Genomic DNA, 16,554 nt, shown 5'->3' with positions numbered 1-16,554 from the left:
GAAGTACAAAGTCATTGGTTTTGAGGCAGGAGGCAGAAGGCAGAAGGCAGAAGAATAATTTAATTTGTAAGCCTTTGGTTTTGTACCTCACTTAGTTGCAAACTGCTGTATCTTCTCAAATCTATACAAAGCTTAGTGTTCAGAATATCTTACTATCTATTTAATGACGAAATTTGTCTGTTAGGCTTCAACTACAAAACAGCCTAATTGGTCTTCTCCGTAAAAATATGTAATTCAATTGCATATTTAGCAAAGAAAACCTGGCTAATTACCCTAAGTGTTAACTATATTAATTAAATCGGGATGACAGGATTTGAACCTGCGGCATCCTGCTCCCAAAGCAGGCGCGCTACCAAGCTGCGCTACATCCCGTTATACTCATCCGCTTTTTTGGGTTTGGTTTTTAGCTCCCCATCAAAGCGATCGCGCTTTCACAAAAGCGTTAAGGCAATCATATCACATAACACTGCTCATGCCTAATATATTTATATCTTCTGCAAATACTAGCTAGATTTAGATATTTGGACTGATAAAGGTTAAAGGTTTGTCTGCCGACTTAGTTTTACAAGAGATATTACTTGTGCGTTCGTCGGCTAAACCTTGTCAAACCAAATTTAAATAATAGATTTGTACTACTATACCTGATTTTATTGTGCGAATCGGGTTTTATTTGGATTGAGCATTAGTGAGGATACCAGAACATGCCTTTGATGCCTTCTGGATCGGCCATAAACCCCATAGTTCGGTAGAAATCTACAACATGGGGGTCAGCGAAGAGAGTGACATTACTAATTTCTTCACTCCTAAGTTTTTTGAGAACGTATTTCATTAGCGCCTTCCCCAGTCCTTGACTTTGAAAGTCTGGGTGAACCACTACATCCCAGATAGTGGCATTAAAGGCGTGATCTGAGGTAGCACGGGCAAAACCAATGAGCCGCTTTTGGTTTCCTCTCACTTGCCACATTGAAGCAACGAGAAAACTATGCTCAATAGCTTTTTTTACTTTTCTTAGAGGACGACGCGACCAACCAACTGCATCACAGAGTTCTTCTAGCTCATATAGGTCAATATCTCGTTCCGTACTGAAGACGATCCGAGCCTCCTTTGAAGCAGCTTCGCTAATACTACTGGGGCTGGAGTTGCCCGCAGTTTCTGCTGTATGCTCTTCAAAGAGATTTGTCCTAGTTGTCCCTACAGATTCAGGAGTACTAAACCAAGTTTTCCAAAAACCCATGCCAACGCGGTTCGGGTAGTATAACTGAATTGGTTTCCACTCTCAGGAGTGTTGATTCACTTTTAACATCGCTACCCCCATTTATTACCCTATTACACTCAAATTTTTTCGGTTGTTTTCGGGATTTGCAATGGTAACAGCTAGTTAGAGCGTGTTTCACACCAATCATTTTCAACTTTAGCATTTTGTTGTAAAGGCTAGGAGAAATTCACCAAAAGGGTAACGATATAAACAATTCAAAATTTAAAATTCATAATGGAAAAACCTAATCGTGGCAATTGCTCCTATAGAGCTTAAATGCACGTTAGCTTAGGAGTGAATTGTATACACGGGATTGGGCATTGGGTATCGAGAACACTCTTCTGTTGTCCCCTTGTCCTCCCAGTCCCCAATCCTCAGTCCTTAGTCCTTAACACCCAACCCTTAACACCCAGCCCCCAGATGACGAAAGCAAGCGAGTTTTACCCTTAACAATGGCTTCTGGTTTAAAATCTTCGACACTGGAACTCCTAAAGCGCTTTAACCGAGCGTTTCCCCAGTTTTATGAGCAATTCGTCAGTAGTGAAATTCAACTGCAAAATTTGCGGTTAGCCTACCGTCTCTATAAAACTAGACGTGCTGTTATTGAACTAAAACCGGAAGGAAGCAAAAGTGCCCTGCATTTTGCTTACCGCAACCAGTCTTTTCTCCTCAGCGATATTTTTGGTGTACTAGCAGCTTATGGGTTGACTATCCACGGTTTAAGTCTATACGGTCAAATCCGTCCGCCAATGTTAGTTTTTATCAAACTTTTGGTATCTCGTGGTAGTAAAGCCTTGACCGAGAAAACCGCAGAAAATGTCTGTCGCGCCATTCGCGAGGCTTTAGGAGGTCGGTTTGAGGTAGAAGAGATGCTGGCGGTAGAATTTAATCTTGACACTGGCTTAGAGCAGGTACAAACTGAGTTTTATGTCGATCCGGTATTTCATCTCCCTGCTCTAGTGATTGAAGCTGATAATCAACCAGGATTATTCTACAAAGTGATGTATGCTATCTGGCAGGAAGACCTTTTGGTAGTCAATGCCAATTTACTGGTTTGGCGCGGACGTACACGGCTAATTCTCTACTTGTTAGGGCCGAATGAAAGTCTCATTCCTGAATATCTGGGTCACAAAATTGCTGAAGGAGTGCGACAGAGGTTGCTGGGTAAATAAAAAAGTGAGAAGTTATGAGTTATGAGTTATGAGTTAAAAATTCCTCACTCCTAACTTCTAACTCTTTCTACTTTAGTATTTAGTCGCACCCATCCTTAAGGGTACGATACAAGTATGGCAACTATCGAAATCTTGGGCGTTCCACACGCATACGAGCTAACGGCTCCCACTTCCTGCCCCCATGCTTTGGTATTTATCCACGGTTGGCTCAATAGCCGTGGATATTGGCAACCTGTGATTTCCCGCCTATCAGATGATTTGCAGTGCTTGTCCTATGATTTGCGGGGTTTTGGTGAATCCCAATCTCAGATAAAAACCGATTTTAGTCAAGCACAAACGTCTTTGAGTATGACGCCCATCTCCAGTAGTATGGCTGACTCATCTTTCGATTCTCTTTATACTCCTGCTGCGTATACTCAAGATTTAGCAGTTCTCCTGAAACAGTTGAATATTAGAAGTGCTTGGCTAATTGGTCACTCATTAGGCGGGACGATCGCTCTTTGGGGAGCAGATCAAATACCTGAGCGTGTTAAGGGAGTTATCTGTATCAACGCTGGCGGTGGTATTTACCTCAAAGAAGCCTTTGAGCAGTTTCGCTCGGCGGGTCAGAAATTTTTGCAAGTCCGTCCGCGCTGGCTGTCCCAAGTGCCTTTGATTGATTTGCTGTTTACCAGAGCTAGTGTAGCTCGTCCTTTAGAGCGCTATTGGGCACGTCAACGAGTAATAGATTTCGTTGTGGCTGACCCAGAAGCGGCTCTGGGAACTTTGTTAGACTCCACAACTGAAGAAGAAATCAATCGTTTACCTGAGCTAGTATCCCAACTGAAGCAGCCAGTTTATTTTTTGGCTGGCGCAGAAGACAAGGTTATGGAACCCAAGTATGTGCGCCATTTAGCCAGCTTTCACAGGCTTTTTCAATATTGTGGTGACAATGTTTTGGAAATTCCTAATTGCGGACACCTGGCTATGTTAGAACAGCCGGATGCAGTGGCCGATCACATTCGGGCGATAGTCAATAGTTATAGGGTATAGGGTATTGGGCATTGGGCATTGGGCATTGGTAGTTACAAATGACAAATGACAAATGACAAATGACAAATGACTACTCAACAGATTGATACAACTTCATCACCTGAGTAAGCCCTAATCTAGATTCAACGCCTAGTGTCAGGGGGGACGTATGACCACGGGATAGATGGTCAGCGGCGGCACAGCCAATCATGGCGGCGTTATCGGTACAGAATTTTAAAGGTGGGAAGAGGACGCGTAGGTTATGTTTAACGGCGGCGGCTTGGAGATTTTTTCTCAAGCCGCTATTAGCTGCTACACCGCCACCAATGGCAATTGTGTCTAGACTATAGTCAAGGGCACAGGCGATCGCTCTTTTGGTTAGCGATCGCGCTACCGCATCCTGAAAGCTAGCTGCTATATCTGCCACTGGCACTTGTCCACTATCTTTTTCTAACTGCTGCACTAAACGTAATACAGCCGTTTTTAACCCACTAAAACTCGCATCATAACGATGAAACCCCCCACCAGGTAAAGAAACTTTTCCTTCCGGTAAAGCAAAGGCTTGAGGATTACCCTGCTGTGCCAACTTGTCGATCGCTGGTCCACCCGGATAACCCAACTTTAACAATCGCGCCACTTTATCAAAGGCTTCACCCGCAGCATCATCACGGGTTTGTCCCAGAGTTTCGTACATACCACAATCTTTGACATAAATCAAGCTTGTATGTCCGCCTGAAACCAGTAAGCTAAGAAAAGGGGGATTTAAAGTTGATTCGCTCAAGTAAGTTGCACAGATGTGACCTTCGAGGTGATGAACTCCCAAAAATGGCTTATTGTGTACCATCGCTAGAGTTTTGGCAGCAGTTAACCCTACCAATAGCGCTCCTACAAGTCCAGGGGCACAAGTGGCGGCAATTGCGTCAATTTGTCCCCAATCTAGTTGGGCTTGCTCTAAGGCTTGTGCGATCGCAACATTTATCGTTTCCAAGTGCTGGCGAGACGCTACTTCTGGTACTACCCCGCCATACTGCTGATGGACTGGAATTTGCGAGGCTACGATACTGCTGCAAACTTTACGATTGTTAACAATTGCGACGGCTGTTTCATCACAACTGGTTTCTATTGCTAAAACGGTTGTCATTGAGAGTGCTGAGTCCTGAGTCCTGAGTCCTGAGTCCTGAATAGTAAAGAAAAAATCTTGCTTCTTTACTACCCTACAACAACTCTTCTACTGAGGACGGGCTAAACGCCCCGCTTTTGCTAACAGCACTCGGAACTCAGGACTAATTTTGGTTGAGAAGCTTTAACTTTTATTTACTTAAACTTTACTCGGTTCCCACCCAAGAGTATGATGACTTCCTAGTTATGCAAAAAAACAACTGTACAAGCCGCTTCGTTTTGTACAAAGAACTTCTTGTTTTGTAATAAAAGGAAACAACTCTATGCGACGATTGTTTGCTTTGATGTTAGCGATTAGTCTTTGGTTCAACTTTGCCCCCCCAGCACAAGCTTTAGGGGCTAATTTGACACCGTGCAGGGACAATCCCGCTTTTCAACAGCTAGCAGCTAATGCCCGTAATACCACCGCCGATCCCCAATCAGGGATAAAACGATTTGAGCGTTATTCTCAAGAACTGTGTGGTCCTGAGGGGTATCCCCACTTGATTGTTGATGGTCGTCTAGATCATGCTGGTGATTTCCTGATCCCTAGCATTTTGTTTCTATATATTGCTGGTTGGATTGGCTGGGTAGGTCGTGCCTATCTGCAAGCAGTCAAAAAAGACCCGAACACTGAACTAAAAGAAATCCAAATCGATATTGGTTTGGCACTACCTATCATAGCGTCAGGCTTTACTTGGCCAGTAGCAGCAGTCCAAGAACTTCTCTCTGGAAAATTAGCAGCCAAGGATACAGAAATTCCCATTTCCCCACGCTAAATCAGTTTAACTAATTCATTCGTTTTGGAGACTAAATTCATGGCAGACAAAGGCGACCAATCAGCTTATTTGATTAAATTCATTTCCACAGCGCCTGTGGCCGCTACGATATGGCTGTTCATCACAGCAGGTATCTTGATTGAATTCAACCGCTTTTTCCCCGACCTACTTTTCCACCCACTACCATAAGTGTCAAATGGAATTTAGGACACTTGAATCGATGTCTTGTTTTTTGCTTAATATTGTGTAGATGATTTTTTCAGCTTAGTTAGGCAGAATTATCACTAAAATAGTCGGCAAAAATAGTTTTTTGAAACTCGTGATACTGTTTACAGATCGCGAGTTTCACGGTTTTAAAATAAGCTAAATTAATTTTTCTAAACTTCCTAAACAAAATGCTTCTTTAGCGACAATTATTATTAATATAAAAATGCCACCATTTTAATTTAGAGGCGAACATAAAATATGGCACAAGCAGTAGATGCATCAAAGAATCTTCCCAGCGATCCTAGAAATCGGGAAGTTGTTTTTCCCGCATTTGGCGATCCGCAGATAGGCAACCTAGAAACCCCGGTTAATTCTTCTCCCTTGGTCAAGGGGTTTATTAATAATTTACCTGCTTATCGCCCAGGTCTGGCTCCTGCTAGACGCGGTTTAGAAGTTGGTATGGCTCATGGTTACTGGCTATTTGGCCCCTTTGCCAAATTAGGCCCACTGCGGGACACAGATAATGCTAACTTAGCTGGGTTACTATCAGCCATTGGCTTGGTTGTAGTTCTCACAGGCGCTCTATCGCTGTATGCAAATAGCAATCCACCCAAAGCACTTCCTAGTGTTACCGTACCCAAGCCTCCAGCAGATGCTTTTAACTCTAAAGAAAGCTGGAACAACTTCGGCAGTTCTTTCTTGATTGGTGGTATTGGTGGTGCAGTAGTTGCTTACTTTTTGACCAGTAATTTGGCACTAATTCAAGGTCTATTTGGTTAATTACTGGGAGTTAGCAGTAGAGACGCGACGCCAGTCGCTACAACGGGGAGGCAGCGCGGTCTTGGGGGTTCCCCCCATGAGCGATTGCCGTGGGAACCCCCGCAACGCGCTGGCTCATTAATCGCGTCTATACAGGAGTTAAGAATTAGGAGTTTATAATTCATAACTTCTAACTCTTAACTTCTAATTTATTTAAACAAAACTCCTTCAATATCATTTAAAGCAGTTTCAAAATCGTCATTAACGATTTGAATATCAAATTCATCTGCGGCTTGAATTTCTTCTTGGGCGTGAAGCAGACGACGGGCGATCGCTTCTTCAGAATCTTGGGCACGAGAGCGTATTCGTTTCTCTAATTCATCAAAGGAAGGCGGTAAAATAAAAATGCTGAGGGCACTGGGGAAGGAAGCACGAATTTGTCTTGCCCCTTCTAGTTCAATTTCCAGCACCACCAACTTACCGAAATGAATTTGGTTAAGTACTGCTTCACGGGGTGTGCCGTAATAGTTACCAGCAAATTCTGCCCATTCTAAAAATTCACCTTCAGCAACTAATTGTTCAAACTTACTGCGACTGATGAAGTAATAACTTTTGCCATCGATTTCCCCTGGACGGGGAGAACGAGTTGTCACGGATACGGAATAATAGAGTTCTGGATGACGCTCTAGGAGCGATCGCATTAAAGTACCTTTGCCGACCCCACTGGGGCCAGTTAAAACAATTAACCTGCCTAAATGTAAGCATTCTTCGGTAGTCGCACTACTCTGGATGGGTAAAGCTGGCATCATCCCTTCAACCTGTGAATCAATCAATACATATTATTCATTAGTCTTGTGTTCTTGGTTTAGTCCACTAATGACTAAAGAATTTGTAGCAAGAGTGACATAAAATTTGTCTAATTCACATGGTACTACCGATCCGGTACAAACAGGAGTGGGAAAAATCCACTGCTAATCAATTATCTACAGTTTGATGATCGCGAGAAATTACAAAGCGATTCGCTACCGTTTCCGGCTGAATTGCTGACAGAATTACGTGGCTGGAATCGGTGATAATTACAGCTCTCGTGCGACGACCGTAAGTTGCATCAATCAGTTGACCTCTATCCCGTGCATCGGTAATAATCCGCTTAATCGGGGCAGACTCTGGACTGACAATGGCAACTACTCGGTTGGCAGACACGATGTTACCAAACCCGATGTTAATTAACTGAATGTCCATAAAAAAACTGACGCTAAAGGCGGTTTGATAAAGCTTGAAATAAACTTCTTTCCATGTTATCGCCAAAAAACGGGAGTTACAACGCTTAAATTCAAGCCAATCTGCGTTTTTAAATAATGTCTGCTTCTTTTAGCTATTTATTAGCTATTTTTCCTAAAAATATTCCTAAAGATACAGGTAAAATCATACTGATACGAGCTAGTTAGGTAATGTATCTTCTATGAAAATAACTAGTACCGCAAAAGGCTAATTCAAAATTCACAATGACGCTTGCGGACTCGCGAACAAAATTCAAACAGGTATACAGCGTAAGCATTTTATTGATTTGAAATGAGTAATTTATTTACGCCGTGCTGTAAAAAGTTAGCTTACCTTTAACAAGGGGCTATGCCGCGCCAGAGCATTTCAAAGAAAGTAAATAACTTTCAAACTTGTGTTATTGTTCATTATTCAATCTTTAAATCTCCTCAATAAAACGATCCTAATCAAGATGTTCTAAATCTCGTTATTGCATTTATTTTAATATAGTTTCTAACCACAAGTGATAATCCTGTTTATAGAGAATTTGAGTAAGTATTTTTAGACATTACTTAATATTTTTCTAATTTACGAAGATTGGGAATTAGGTTTTATTAACGTAAACTTCCAGCTTCACAATCGCGCAACCAAGCTTTAACTCCTTGGGCAACAGTACCGTTACTACTATCTCGTGGTGGAGATAGTGGCTGCTGTTGTGAATAGGAACCAACTTGAGAAAACATCATCACTAGTTGCCAACCACTTTTAGTTTTAGTCAATAACAGCCAGTGAAATTCTTGTAATTCTACAACTTTCCGATCTATGTACTGCCGCTCCAAGGTAGTAAAGAAAACTTGCTCAACTTCTGATGCAGCACTTTTAGACGTATCTGCACTATATTCTTCAAGGTTAAGGGGCAGAGGAGTAAACTCAGGTCTTCCTGCCACTAACATATAACTGTAAACCTGACTGCTTCTACTGAGGCGGCGGGCGCGTTGACTAGCGCGATTGGTATAACTAGGTAATTTTTGCAATAGCTGTATAGTTAATGTTTCTAAATTTTGCTCAGAACACAAAGACTTCGCACCATTGTTGACATTTTCCCTTTCTGCTAGCGTCGAGGGTTTAGGGATAGGGTTTATCGAGAAGGCTGGGTAAGCAAAGCTATTTGAGACTACAACCCAGAAGCCACAAGCAAACAGGAAACTATAATTTTTCTGACTGAGCCAAGAGGCAAGATTGTTCTTCTCTACACCCTGGACTCTGAGTTTCTCACTGACTCTAAGCTTCATGCCACCGCGATCAACTCCTCAGAAATCCTCTTCCAGGCTAACTCAGGCTCAGTAGCAGTGGTGATGGGACGCCCAATCACTAGATAATCTGCACCGGCTTTAATAGCTTGAGCTGGAGTGAGCGATCGCTTTTGATCGCCAATATCAGCCCAAGTTGGTCTAACCCCCGGACAAACTAGTAAAAAGTCATTTCCACAAGTTTGTCGTAGCTGTGCCACCTCTTGAGGCGAACAAACTACCCCATCCAAACCAGATTCCTGAGCGAGTAGGGCCATTTCTAGAGCATATTCTGGCAATTCTAGGGGTATTTTTAAATCAAATGCCAACTGTCTGGCAGAAATGCTCGTTAGCAGAGTAATCGCAATTAACTTTGGTGGTTTTAGACTCGCTTGTGCTGCTCCTACTTGTGCCGCTTCTGTTGCAGCCTTGAGAGCTTCTGTACCACACGTAGCATGAATTGTCAATAAATCCACACCATAACGAGCTGCACTACGGCAAGCACCTGCAACAGTGTTGGGGATGTCATCAAACTTTAAATCCAGGAAAATCCGCTTTTGCCGGGATTTTAGCACTTCCAGAATTTTTGGGCCAGTGCTGGTAAACAACTCTAAACCTACTTTGAAGAAAGTAACATCCTCAAGTCGATCTACAAGGGCGATCGCAGCTTGTTCATCTGGCACATCCAAAGCCACAATTATTTTGTCATTGGTCATTGGTCATTTGTCATTAGTTTTTTCATTCTGACTCCCAATTTAGGGTACTAAGCGCACAAACTTATTTTTCCCGACTTGTAAAACTTTACCTTGTAATTCACCAGGAGCATCAAAAGTGGTATCAGCATCAGTGATGCGATCGCCATCTAAACGCACGCCACCCTCTTGAATTTTCCGCTTTCCTTCCCCGGTACTTTTGCACAAGCCAGTGACATTGAGAATATACGCTAACTTCGTAGGAAATTGCTGCACGCCAGCTAGAGAAAATTCTGGAACAGCACCTTCTTTGCCGCCACTTTGGGCTGCTTCTTTTGCCTCTTGGGCTGCGGTTTCACCGTGGTACTGTTTAACAACTTCCCATGCTAAGAGTGTTTGGCGATCGCGGGGATTTTCTGGCAGTCGATCCAAAGGTAAATCCGTCAACAGTTCAAAATACTGTTCTAGGAGATTATCGGGAACTCCTTGCAACTTTTGATACTTTTGTCCTGGGTGTTCTGACAATCCGATATAATTACCTAAAGACTTAGACATTTTTTGCACGCCATCTGTGCCAATCAAAATTGGCAGCAGCATTCCAAATTGGGGCTTTTGACCAAAATGGCGCTGCAAATCTCTACCTACAGCAATATTAAATTTCTGATCGGTGCCGCCTAATTCCACATCTGCCTCAACTGCAACCGAATCAAAACCTTGCATTAACGGGTACAGGAACTCATGGATAAAAATCGGATTCTCTTTTTTATAGCGATCGGCAAATCCTTCCTTCGCTAACATCTGCCCCACCGTCATCGTGGAGAGTAACTCCAAAATTTTCTCTAAGTTGAGCTTAGAGAGCCATTCGGAGTTATAGCGCACCTCTAACCTTCCTGGTGTGTCAAAATCCAAGATAGGACGTACTTGATCTAAATAAGTCTGAGCATTTTTAGCTACATCTGCTTCTGTAAGTTGACGACGCACTTCAGATTTACCAGTTGGATCGCCAATACGTGCTGTAAAATCGCCAATAATTAAAACTGCTGTATGACCTGCATCTTGAAATCCTCGCAGTTTTCGTACTGGTATGCTATGACCAAGATGAATATCAGTACCTGTAGGGTCAATTCCCAATTTGACCCTTAAAGGTTTGTCTGTAGTTAGTAAGAGCCTTTCTAGACTTTCGCTGTTAACATCAGTTGATTGTGGGAAAACTTCTACTACACCACGACGCAGCCAAGCAAAATCTTGCGTCATATTAAGAGACTGATTATTAGCTATGTTTTGCACACTAGAAGTTAAGTTGGTTATAAACACTTGCAATTTATCCGCTTTCTCATCTGCCAAACTACTATAATTGCAAAAAACTAACCGCCTTGCTTCACCCAATCAATTACAGTTAAATTTACAAGTGAGGAAGTGAAATAGCCGTGTCGTCGTCTAGGACTTTTGAAGATAAACAGCCACAGCGTCGGGCTTCATCAGGTTTTGAGTTTTTGAAAGGAGTTGGTCAGGTAACTGGCGGTACTCTCCTATCAATCACCATGCTGGCAAGTTCCATTGTAGCCGGAGGACTGGTTGGTTTAGCCATCAGTTTCCGTAATTTGCCAGATGTGAGACAGCTACGTAACTTCTTCCCCTCAGAAACGACTTACATTTATGACGTTAAGGGCAAGCTCTTAACCAGTATTCACGGGGAAGCCAACCGGGAAGTCGTACCTCTAGATAGAATTTCTCCGAACTTAAAACGCGCGGTATTAGCAAGTGAAGATAGTCACTTCTACGATCACCACGGTATTAATCCCACTGGTGTTGGCCGGGCTATAGTAGTTAACGCTGTAGCAGGTGGAGTCAAAGAGGGTGGCTCTACTGTGACTATGCAATTGGTAAAAAACCTGTTTTTGTCTCAAAAACGGGCCTTTACCCGTAAGTTAGCAGAGGCTGTGCTAGCAATCCGGTTAGAACAAATTCTCACTAAAGACCAAATATTAGAAATGTACCTCAATCAAGTTTATTGGGGTCATAACAATTATGGTGTACAAACGGCAGCCCGCAGTTACTTTAATAAATCATCAGAATATTTAAGCTTGGGTGAGTCAGCAATGATGGCGGGTTTGATCCAAGCACCAGAAGAATTTAGCCCGTTTGTGAGCATGAAGCTGGCAAAACAGAAACAAAAAGAAGTGCTGGGACGGATGCTGGAATTGAACTGGATCAACCAGTCAGAATACGATAATGCCCTCAAGCAAGAAATCAAACTTGGGAGAATCAAATCCTTTCAAGGTAGTGCCTTACCTTATGTAACCAATACCGTAGCGCAGGAGTTAGCTAAAAAGTTTGGGCGTGAGACACTACTCAAAGGCGGGATGCGGGTACAAACTACAGTTGACGCCAACTTCCAAATCATGGCTGAGGAAACTGTCGTTAAGTGGCATAAAACACTTTTGGGGCAAGGATTATATAAGAATCAAATGGCCCTAGTGGCAATCGATCCACGCACGCATTTTATTAAAGCACTGGTGGGTGGTATAGATCCTAAGACCAGTGAATTCAATCGTGCAACTCAATCTCAGCGCCAGCCCGGATCTTCTTTTAAACCGTTTGTATACTATACTGCTTTTGCTACTGGTAAATATGGGCCAGACTCAACGGTGGTAGATGCCCCAGTTAGCTATCGAGATGGTAACGGTTGGTACTTTCCCAGAAATTATGATGGCGGTTTTAGTGGAGCTATGCCAATCCGCAGAGCTTTAGCCCAATCGCGCAACATTCCGGTGATCAAGATTGGTAAGGCTGTAGGGATGAATAGAGTTATAGAAACGTGTCGTACTTTGGGCATTATGAGTCCAATGGAACCTGTTACTTCCTTACCACTTGGTGCAATTGGTGTCACTCCTCTGGAAATGGCTAGTGCCTATGCTACCTTTGCTAATTATGGCTGGCAATCTCCACCAACTGTAATTGCCCGTGTCACCGATAGTAGTGGTAACGTGTTGCTAGATAACACTCCTAAACCACAGCTAGTTCTCGATCCTTGGGCATCAGCCGCAATTATCGATGTGATGCGATCGGTAATCACTGAAGGTACAGGTAAAGGTGCTGCTCTCGGTCGCCCAGCCGCAGGGAAAACCGGAACAACATCATCAGAAAAAGATATTTGGTTTGTTGGCACTGTGCCACAGTTGACAACTGCTGTTTGGGTAGGGAGAGATGACAACAGACAATTAGCTGACCATGCCACAGGTGGTGTCATGGTTGCTCCCATTTGGAAAGATTTTATGGAGAAGGCACTTAAGAACGTACCCGTAGAAAACTTCAAGTCACCTTCCCAGTTTTCTCGTCCCAAGTCAAATTAAAGTTAGGAGTGATAAGTTATGAGTTATGAGTTTATTGAGAACTCCTAACTCCCAACTCCTAACTTTTGTTAGGGCTGTTTTTCTAGCTCGGCTTTCATCCGTTCTAAAGTGAGGTGCATTTGGTCAAACATTTGTTGCGGAGTGACACCGAACTGACCTAATTGCGTTTTCAGTTGTTCTACTGTCATTTGTGCCATGAAATCTTCTGATAGCTCGAAGCGCTTCATAAAGATGCGGTACCGATCCATCATGGTTTCCATTTGCTCAATAAACAGCTTTTTGCCATCGCGGTCAAATTTGCCGTAGCTGTTGCCAAGCTTGATCAGCGCTTGATAATCCTCAAACAGCTGTTTTGCTTCTTGCTGAACTATTTCCGAATCGAAGAATCCCATATTGCTTATATTAAACTGAGCGCCCAGACTCAGTAGCTTAATAGTTTTACTTCTATTTATTATTTTAGTCTAGGGGAGTAATCTAGTCACAAAGCTTCGGTTTTGGTACGGTTTGTTACCGAAATTTCAACACTTGACTTGAGAAGGTTTCCCCTTGTTAAATCGACTTAATAAACTCGCAATACTCAGAGCTTTAGCCATTGATTTCGGATTGGTATTTTCACTCGGTTCAATTTTCAGTCTGGTAGCGTATTTCAAAGCTAGTGAATCTTGCGGGTTAAGTTTTAATGCTTGACGGATGTAAACCCTAGCCATGCCGATAAATTTCTGTTTTAGATGTACTAAACCTAATAAAGCATAATAGTCGCTGTTATTTGGCTCTAACTTGATGGCATCGCGCAGTTCTTGCACGGCTAGGGCCCAATTGGCTAGCCTGACGTACTCAATAGCTCGCTGGTAGTGACGTTGGGCGTAATTTGTCAAAACTGGTTTGACATTAGTTTCTTCATTAAATGTCAATTCAACTGGCTTGACTTCTACTTCGGGGATGATGCGAACAGCTCTTTGCGGGAGAAACAAGTCAGGTTTATGCAACTGTAAGTAAACTAAATTCAGTAAACTAATTTGTTGTGTAACTTGATAAAACTGATGGAGTGATTTGTATTGAGCTTCTGCATAGGAAGCGATCGCTTCTTCATAAAACAATTCTGCTTGCGGTGCAGACATTTCTAGAATTTCCTGAGCTATGGCACTTTGCCCACACAAAGGTTGCTGCTGTAATACTCTTGCGTCCGATCGCAGCATGGCTATGGCAATCAAGCGCTTGTGTCGATTTTTGAGTTGTTCGTAAGCTGGATTGATTAAATAGCTAAGTATCGCCGTTGCTAATTCTTGGTCTGGATTGCAGCTTTTAGCATAGCGATCGGGATGTAGCAGCTTTGCTAAAGTATGATAGCGTTTAAAAATCTGGCGATCGTCAGCACTCACAGAAATTCCTAGCACAGCGTAAGGATCGCAAAGCTGTTTTAGCCATTCTGGCGGTAGGAAGGTCTGTGACATCGTAGTAGTCTAGATCCGTTAAAAACTTAAAATTAGCATCAAAGCTGAATGCACAGTCATGTGAAACTTACTCAAATTTCTTCAAATTGGGGATTGGGGACTGGGAACTGGGAATTGGGGACTGGGAAGATTTAGTTAGGGATGAATTGTTTGTGTGCCTTTTGGCTGTCTTATTGTCGGAACTATGGTATTCGTATATTTATTAGAAATATGTTGACTAAGCGCAAAAGCCGAAGTGTTGCCGCTGTTTTAGCTTTTTCTGGCACACTGACAATTTCAGGATTACATAAATTCTACCTGGGACAGCCGCTGTGGGGTGTTTTGTATGTGTTGCTTTCCTGGACGCCGATCCCCAAGGTAGCTAGTGCGATTGAGGGAGTTTGGTATTTAGCCCAAGACGAAGAAGCTTTCGATCGTAATTTTAATCTCGGCAAGTCAGCAGCGAGGAACTCACAAAAGGCGATTAATCAGGTAGGAGCGATCGCTGACGCAATGCGGGAATTAGATGCTCTGCGCCAAGATGGACTGATTTCAGAGTATGAATTTGAGCAAAAGCGTCGCCAATTGCTAGACCAGATTTCTTGAGGTAAGCGACAATCATGAATAATTGGCTACCTTTAAATTCCAGGCTGCAAAAACTCCGCGCCAAGCTCCTCAACGATCCTTACTATCGCCTACAATCTGGGGAAGAAATTCAGATAGCGGCCCAATTAGGTATCCGCATTGATGCTAATCAAGCGACTGTAGATGATTGGTTACGCTTACCAGGTTTATCAATTCACCAAGCGCGATCGCTTGTGGAACTTTCACATTCGGGTGTGAAATTTTACTGTATTGAAGATATCGCTGCGGCTTTAGGTATACCAGCGCCGCGCTTAGAGCCATTAAAGCCTCTGCTGAATTTTATTTACTATGACCACGAATCTTTAGAAAATCCTACCCATTTACTCAACCCGAACACAGCAACCGTTGAAAAATTAGCACAAATCCCATTTATAGATTTGTCTCTGGCGGAAGCAGTGGTGCAAAATCGGCAATCAGCCGGGCCCTACCGTAACCTGGCTGATTTCCAGCGACGGCTGGAGTTAACTGGTGATGCGATCGCTCAGATAATGTATTATTTGAGATTTTAAGTTAAAAGTTAGAAGTCTTAAAATAACTCCTAACTCTGGCAATTTTGGATTGAAAGAAAAATCCAAAATCTAAAACTGATTAAATGAACCCAATGCGATTGAGAGGCCAAAAGCGAAACGTTGCCCGACCGATGACATTTTTTCTGGGTAAAAAGCCCCAATAGCGAGAGTCATTACTATCGTTGCGATTATCTCCCATAACAAAAAATTCGTCTTCTGGGACTTTCACTGGTTGATATGGCTGATTTGGAGGTTCAGCGATGTAGTCTTCTGCTAAGGGTTGACCGTCGAGGTAGACTTTGCCAGAAGCAACACTAATTACCTCACCAGGCTGACCAATAACTCGCTTGATAAACGCTTGGTCTTTGGGATATCCTCGACGTTGTAGTTCTGCGGGTGGCTGAAAAACAATAATATCGCCAGTTATGGGAGGGTGAAAATGGTAGGAGATTTTTTCAACTACCAAGCGATCGCCAGTATGTAAGGTGGGCAACATTGAGTCAGAAGGTATATAGCGCGGTTCGGCGATAAAAGTCCTGATTAAGAATGCCAAACACAGTGCGATCGCTATTAAGATCAGATTTTCTTGCCAACTACGCCATACTTTTAACGACGCACGCTCTTTTTTTGCATCACTTTCGTGAGGAATCATAAAAGTTTCTAGCCAATTTCAGAAGTGAGACAAATACCTTGATTATTTTGACTCAAAAGTTATATTAATAGGAAAAGAGGATTTAGGCTCAACCTATACAGATATTAAATAATACACTTACCCATTTGCTAAAGATAAGCAAAAGTACTGTAAAGAAACTATGACTTGTCTGAGGTAATATAAGCTAATAATTAGGATTGCTAAATAGATTATTAAAAATAAAAATTTTAATTGCTGTAATTATAAGGCAAGTTATGAGAGAATCGGAAGTTTTGTTTCTTCCTGCAAGATCGGCTAGTTACAGACTGCTAAAGTGATACAACCAGTAGGTTTTTTCTTTAAACATAAAATTGGTTGTGAGTTGCAAAATAGTCTACCTCATG

18 protein-coding genes and 1 tRNA gene are annotated in these 16,554 nt (G+C 42.6%); 8 read left to right on the top strand and 11 right to left on the bottom strand.

Annotated elements, in window-relative coordinates; genetic code table 11:
- Positions 1–298 precede the first annotated feature (298 nt).
- A tRNA-Pro gene (locus RMZ42_RS14115) sits at positions 299–372 on the bottom strand.
- A gap of 310 nt (positions 373–682) precedes the next feature.
- Positions 683–1,234 (bottom strand): GNAT family N-acetyltransferase, encoded by a 552-nt coding sequence (locus RMZ42_RS14110; RefSeq protein WP_322671979.1) that lies wholly within the window; start codon positions 1,232–1,234, stop codon positions 683–685.
- A gap of 473 nt (positions 1,235–1,707) precedes the next feature.
- Here RMZ42_RS14110 and RMZ42_RS14105 point away from each other — a divergent pair, with 473 nt between their 5' ends.
- Together RMZ42_RS14105 and RMZ42_RS14100 are read left to right on the top strand one after the other, a co-directional pair.
- The gene (locus RMZ42_RS14105; protein ID WP_012410214.1) at positions 1,708–2,427 is read left to right on the top strand and encodes a hypothetical protein; all 720 of its coding nucleotides are present in this window, start codon (positions 1,708–1,710) and stop codon (positions 2,425–2,427) included.
- Positions 2,428–2,541: 114 nt separating this feature from the next.
- The gene (locus tag RMZ42_RS14100) at positions 2,542–3,459 is read left to right on the top strand and encodes an alpha/beta hydrolase (RefSeq protein ID WP_322671978.1); all 918 of its coding nucleotides are present in this window, start codon (positions 2,542–2,544) and stop codon (positions 3,457–3,459) included.
- 70 nt (positions 3,460–3,529) lie between these two features.
- Here RMZ42_RS14100 and tsaD read toward each other — a convergent pair whose 3' ends face one another.
- Positions 3,530–4,579, bottom strand: coding sequence for a tRNA (adenosine(37)-N6)-threonylcarbamoyltransferase complex transferase subunit TsaD (gene tsaD / locus RMZ42_RS14095; RefSeq protein ID WP_322671977.1), 1,050 nt, complete (start codon positions 4,577–4,579; stop codon positions 3,530–3,532).
- A gap of 301 nt (positions 4,580–4,880) precedes the next feature.
- On the opposite strand from tsaD, the gene RMZ42_RS14090 reads away from it, so the two are divergent.
- The 3 genes from RMZ42_RS14090 (at position 4,881) to RMZ42_RS14080 (ending at position 6,362) form a co-directional block, all read left to right on the top strand.
- Positions 4,881–5,375 (top strand): Photosystem I reaction center subunit III, encoded by a 495-nt coding sequence (locus RMZ42_RS14090; RefSeq protein WP_322671976.1) that lies wholly within the window; start codon positions 4,881–4,883, stop codon positions 5,373–5,375.
- A gap of 39 nt (positions 5,376–5,414) precedes the next feature.
- Positions 5,415–5,564: a photosystem I reaction center subunit IX gene (gene psaJ, locus RMZ42_RS14085; RefSeq protein WP_094349471.1), complete on the top strand. Its 150-nt coding sequence runs from the start codon at positions 5,415–5,417 to the stop codon at positions 5,562–5,564.
- A 276-nt stretch (positions 5,565–5,840) separates the two neighbouring features.
- Positions 5,841–6,362, top strand: coding sequence for a photosystem I reaction center protein subunit XI (locus RMZ42_RS14080; protein WP_322671975.1), 522 nt, complete (start codon positions 5,841–5,843; stop codon positions 6,360–6,362).
- 188 nt (positions 6,363–6,550) lie between these two features.
- On the opposite strand, the gene gmk is transcribed toward RMZ42_RS14080, so the two are convergent.
- From gmk to tyrS, 5 genes are all read right to left on the bottom strand, one after another.
- The gene (gmk, locus tag RMZ42_RS14075) at positions 6,551–7,150 is read right to left on the bottom strand and encodes a guanylate kinase (RefSeq protein ID WP_322672059.1); all 600 of its coding nucleotides are present in this window, start codon (positions 7,148–7,150) and stop codon (positions 6,551–6,553) included.
- 166 nt (positions 7,151–7,316) lie between these two features.
- Positions 7,317–7,583 (bottom strand): extracellular matrix/biofilm regulator RemA, encoded by a 267-nt coding sequence (gene remA, locus RMZ42_RS14070; RefSeq protein WP_073639751.1) that lies wholly within the window; start codon positions 7,581–7,583, stop codon positions 7,317–7,319.
- Between the two features lie 632 nt (positions 7,584–8,215).
- Positions 8,216–8,893, bottom strand: coding sequence for a hypothetical protein (locus tag RMZ42_RS14065; RefSeq protein WP_322671974.1), 678 nt, complete (start codon positions 8,891–8,893; stop codon positions 8,216–8,218).
- On the bottom strand, positions 8,890–9,606 hold the full coding sequence (gene pyrF / locus RMZ42_RS14060; RefSeq protein ID WP_322671973.1) for an orotidine-5'-phosphate decarboxylase: 717 nt from the start codon (positions 9,604–9,606) through the stop codon (positions 8,890–8,892). Before pyrF ends, RMZ42_RS14065 begins: the two co-directional genes overlap by 4 nt.
- Before the next feature lie 39 nt (positions 9,607–9,645).
- Positions 9,646–10,836: a tyrosine--tRNA ligase gene (tyrS, locus tag RMZ42_RS14055; protein ID WP_322671972.1), complete on the bottom strand. Its 1,191-nt coding sequence runs from the start codon at positions 10,834–10,836 to the stop codon at positions 9,646–9,648.
- Positions 10,837–11,009: 173 nt separating this feature from the next.
- Between tyrS and RMZ42_RS14050 the strand changes: the two genes are divergently transcribed.
- On the top strand, positions 11,010–12,935 hold the full coding sequence (locus RMZ42_RS14050) for a transglycosylase domain-containing protein (RefSeq protein ID WP_322671971.1): 1,926 nt from the start codon (positions 11,010–11,012) through the stop codon (positions 12,933–12,935).
- 68 nt (positions 12,936–13,003) lie between these two features.
- Here the strand turns inward: RMZ42_RS14050 and RMZ42_RS14045 are convergent, their stop codons facing one another.
- A complete protein-coding gene (locus RMZ42_RS14045; RefSeq protein ID WP_094349476.1) occupies positions 13,004–13,327 on the bottom strand; it encodes a DUF1825 family protein in 324 nt (107 codons plus the stop codon).
- A gap of 126 nt (positions 13,328–13,453) precedes the next feature.
- Positions 13,454–14,386, bottom strand: a complete 933-nt coding sequence (locus tag RMZ42_RS14040) for a J domain-containing protein (protein ID WP_322671970.1) — start codon at positions 14,384–14,386, stop codon at positions 13,454–13,456.
- Positions 14,387–14,596: 210 nt separating this feature from the next.
- Here RMZ42_RS14040 and RMZ42_RS14035 point away from each other — a divergent pair, with 210 nt between their 5' ends.
- Both RMZ42_RS14035 and RMZ42_RS14030 read left to right on the top strand, forming a co-directional pair.
- Positions 14,597–14,971: an NINE protein gene (locus RMZ42_RS14035; RefSeq protein ID WP_194042368.1), complete on the top strand. Its 375-nt coding sequence runs from the start codon at positions 14,597–14,599 to the stop codon at positions 14,969–14,971.
- 14 nt (positions 14,972–14,985) lie between these two features.
- Positions 14,986–15,519, top strand: a complete 534-nt coding sequence (locus RMZ42_RS14030; protein WP_194042369.1) for a helix-hairpin-helix domain-containing protein — start codon at positions 14,986–14,988, stop codon at positions 15,517–15,519.
- A 79-nt stretch (positions 15,520–15,598) separates the two neighbouring features.
- Here the strand turns inward: RMZ42_RS14030 and lepB are convergent, their stop codons facing one another.
- Positions 15,599–16,171 (bottom strand): signal peptidase I, encoded by a 573-nt coding sequence (gene lepB / locus RMZ42_RS14025; RefSeq protein WP_322671969.1) that lies wholly within the window; start codon positions 16,169–16,171, stop codon positions 15,599–15,601.
- Positions 16,172–16,554: the final 383 nt, after the last annotated feature.

The organism is Nostoc sp. DedQUE05, assembly GCF_034530955.1.
In the GTDB taxonomy this organism is placed as follows: Bacteria; Cyanobacteriota; Cyanobacteriia; order Cyanobacteriales; family Nostocaceae; genus Nostoc.
Note: the sequence above shows the minus strand (reverse complement) of the source record. Positions and strands in the feature narration are given on the sequence as shown.